At 29.6% G+C, this 3,384-nt stretch carries 3 protein-coding genes and 1 pseudogene; 3 read left to right on the plus strand and 1 reads right to left on the minus strand.

Features of this window, described 5'->3' with window-relative positions:
• The 3 genes from ACTG3S_RS14095 to pyk form a co-directional block, all read left to right on the plus strand.
• Nucleotides 1-531: ribonuclease III family protein (locus ACTG3S_RS14095; RefSeq protein WP_439129970.1), on the plus strand; the 531-nt coding region annotated here is incomplete at its 5' end.
• 90 nt (nt 532-621) lie between these two features.
• Nucleotides 622-1,092, plus strand: coding sequence for an IPExxxVDY family protein (locus ACTG3S_RS14100; RefSeq protein ID WP_439129971.1), 471 nt, complete (start codon nt 622-624; stop codon nt 1,090-1,092).
• Nucleotide 1,093: 1 nt separating this feature from the next.
• Nucleotides 1,094-2,521: a pyruvate kinase gene (gene pyk / locus ACTG3S_RS14105; RefSeq protein WP_439129972.1), complete on the plus strand. Its 1,428-nt coding sequence runs from the start codon at nt 1,094-1,096 to the stop codon at nt 2,519-2,521.
• 59 nt (nt 2,522-2,580) lie between these two features.
• On the opposite strand, the pseudogene ACTG3S_RS14110 reads toward pyk, so the two are convergent.
• A pseudogene (locus tag ACTG3S_RS14110) lies at nt 2,581-3,384 on the minus strand (hypothetical protein); the annotation flags it as partial.

Raw genomic sequence — 3,384 nt, forward strand, 5'->3', positions numbered from 1 at the left:
TCTGTAATTGCAGCTTATTTGTACAAAAAAGTGCCAGAAGGTTCAGAAGGTTACTTAACCCAAATGCGGTCTAAAATCGTTAGTAGAGAACATTTAAACGAATTAGGAAAAGACTTAAACCTAATTAAATTTGTAAAAAGTAATATAGATCAAACTAATGTTGGCGACAATATACATGGAAACATTTTTGAAGCTTTAATTGGAGCTATTTATTTAGACAAAGGATATAATTTTTGTCAAAAATTCATCTACCAAAATGTAATTGTACCTTATGTAGATATCGAAAAACTAGAAGGTAAAATTACCAGTTACAAAGGATTAATTATAGAATGGTGTCAAAAACAAAAGAAAAATTATAATTTTGATACGTATGAAGATTCTGGTAATGAACCTGTGAAACATTTTAGCGTAAAGGTTAGTATAGATGGTGAGCAAATAGCCAAAGGTAGAGCCACTTCTAAGAAAAAGGCAGAAGAACAAGCCTCTAAAAGAGTCTATTTTGCGTTTCAAAATCAAATTTCTTTAGATTAAAGCGATAACGTTTTCGTTGAATTAACTAAGAAAATCCACAAACAATTAGTAATTTAGCCAGATTAAAAACTATAAGTACATTTACTATTTATGCAAATACATGCTTTAGGTTTAGAAGAATTTTGTGAAGAAGAATACGCCTTAATTGGTATTCATACAGCTTTAGAAGACTATAGACTTGCATATTTATTAAATAAAAACTTAGATACTCGTTTTGCTAAATCTAAAAAAGATTTAGAGTTTGAAAACAATAAAAACAAACTTTCTTTTTCTATATTTAATTTTTTACACAAAAAATATGATTTTGAGTGGTTTTTAATTGCAAATAGCTTTAAAAAAGAAAACAAAACGGCATCCAACGAATTATTATTATCAACAGAAACAAAAACATATTTAATTCCAGAAAAAAAGAAAGTAGATTATTTTATTAAAATTTCTGGAGAATTAGCACCACAATATATTTTAAATATTGTGCAAAGAATAAAAAAAATAGAACAAGTAATAACCTCTTATTCAATAGACAAAAACACACTAAAGTCTAAAGACTTTTTAATATTTTAATATGGCAGATTATAAAAAAACAAAAATAGTTGCAACATTAGGACCAGCAACAGGCTCCAAAGAAATTCTAACCAATTTAGCCAAAGAAGGTGTAAACGTGTTTAGAATAAATTTTTCTCATGCAGAATATGATAATGTAAGAGAAACTGTAAAAATGATTAGAGAGGTCAATGAAGAAAATGGTTTTAATGTAGCTATTTTAGCAGATTTACAAGGCCCAAAACTACGTGTTGGAGTAATGGAAGATGGTGTAGTTTTAAACGATGGAGACACCTTTACCTTTACAACAGAAAAATGTATAGGAACCAAAGAAAAAGCTTTTATGACCTACCAACGTTTTCCTAAAGATGTAAAAGCAGGAGAACAAATTTTGGTAGACGATGGGAAATTATTATTTGAAGTAGTTTCTACAGACAAAGACAAAGAAGTAGTAGTAAAAACCATAGTAGGTGGCCCTTTAAAATCTAAAAAAGGAGTAAACTTACCAAACACAGCAATTTCTTTACCAGCACTTACAGAAAAAGATATGGAAGACGCTGTTTTTGCTCTAAGTTTAGAAGTAGACTGGATGGCTTTATCTTTTGTAAGAACTCCAGAAGATTTAAGAATGTTACGCGATTTAATTGACCAACATTCAGATTATAGAGTACCTGTAATTGCAAAAATAGAAAAGCCAGAAGCTGTTAAAAACTTAGACTCTTTAATACCTTATTGTGATGGTTTAATGGTTGCACGTGGAGATTTAGGTGTAGAAATACCTATGCAAGACGTACCATTAATTCAGAAAAAATTAGTGAGACGTGCAAAAAGAGCAAGAATACCCGTAATCATTGCAACACAAATGATGGAAACCATGATTGATAACTCTGTACCAACGAGAGCAGAGGTAAATGATGTTGCCAATTCTATTATGGATGGTGCAGATGCAGTAATGCTTTCTGGCGAAACTTCGGTTGGGAAACACCCAGTTAGAGTAATTCAAAAAATGGCAGAAATTATTGCTAGTGTAGAAAACTCTAGAATGATAAAAGTACCACATGAAGCACCACACATTAGAACCAATAGATTTATTACAAAATCAGTTTGTCATCATGCAGCATTAATGGCCAATGATATTGATGCAAAAGCAATTTCTACCTTAACAAGAAGTGGATATACAGCTTTTCAAATTTCTGCATGGAGACCACAAGCTAAAATATTAGCATTTTCATCAGAAAAAAGAATTTTAGGAAAACTAAACTTACTTTGGGGTGTTAGAGCTTTTTATTACGATAAACATTTAAGCACAGATGATACTGTTGTAGATATTAATAAACTATCTAAAGAACAAGGTTACGTAAAAGAAGGAGATTTAATGATTAACCTTACTTCTATGCCAGTAGAAGCACAAGGTATGGTAAATACAATGCGTGTTTCTGAAATAGAGTAAAAACGTTTAAAACAACTTTAAAAAAGCATTCTAATTTTTGTTAGAATGCTTTTTTGCTTTTATAACTTTAGTTTTTTAGAAATAATAATAGCATCATTGGTTACAAAAGGCATGGGTATCATCGCTTCAGTTCTTGGTTTTATATTAAAGTTTTCGTTAGATAATAAATCGTAAGAAATTTCATTTAAAATTAGATCTAACTTTTCATCCATATTTATAGCAAACGAAAGTGTGAGTTCTTGGTCTACATTTGCTAAATGATACACCAAAAAAGTACCACTTTTTAAATGGTATTTTTTACCATTATTCACTAAAACATCATTTACTTTAAATTGTTGTAAAGTCAGTTTGTTTTTGGTAATAAATTCGAACTTATTAATTTTTCTATTAGGTAAAACCATTAATTCTACAAACCTTTTTTTACCAATTATGGTATCTATTTCTGTAATAATTTCAGACGAAGTAATATTTTTAAAAGTTGTTTTTTTATGATAGGTAAAACGTGTATTGTATTTACTTTTAGTTTCTGCGTTTTGTATGCTACCTTTTGTAAAATCGCCCTTAAAAACTTGTTCTGTATAACTGTCTAACGTAGTATTATAAGTGCCAAAATAGGCGGTTTTATCATCAGAATTTTGAATGTACACAATACTATTTGGTTTTTTGTTCTCTATCGAAAACCCACTATTGTATGTGGCAATTCCAAAAAATATAATTGCTAAAACAGCACTCCATTTTTGGGTCCAAAAAGATTTTTTTTGATGAAAAGTTAGCACCATCAACCCAAAAACTAAAACCATAAAAACGGCACTTACAAATAAGATTTTTAAGCCCAAACCAACAGGAAACATTTTTACCAAAGG

Origin of the sequence: Polaribacter sp. (genome assembly GCF_965656025.1) — a bacterium.
In the GTDB taxonomy this organism is placed as follows: Bacteria; Bacteroidota; Bacteroidia; order Flavobacteriales; family Flavobacteriaceae; genus Polaribacter.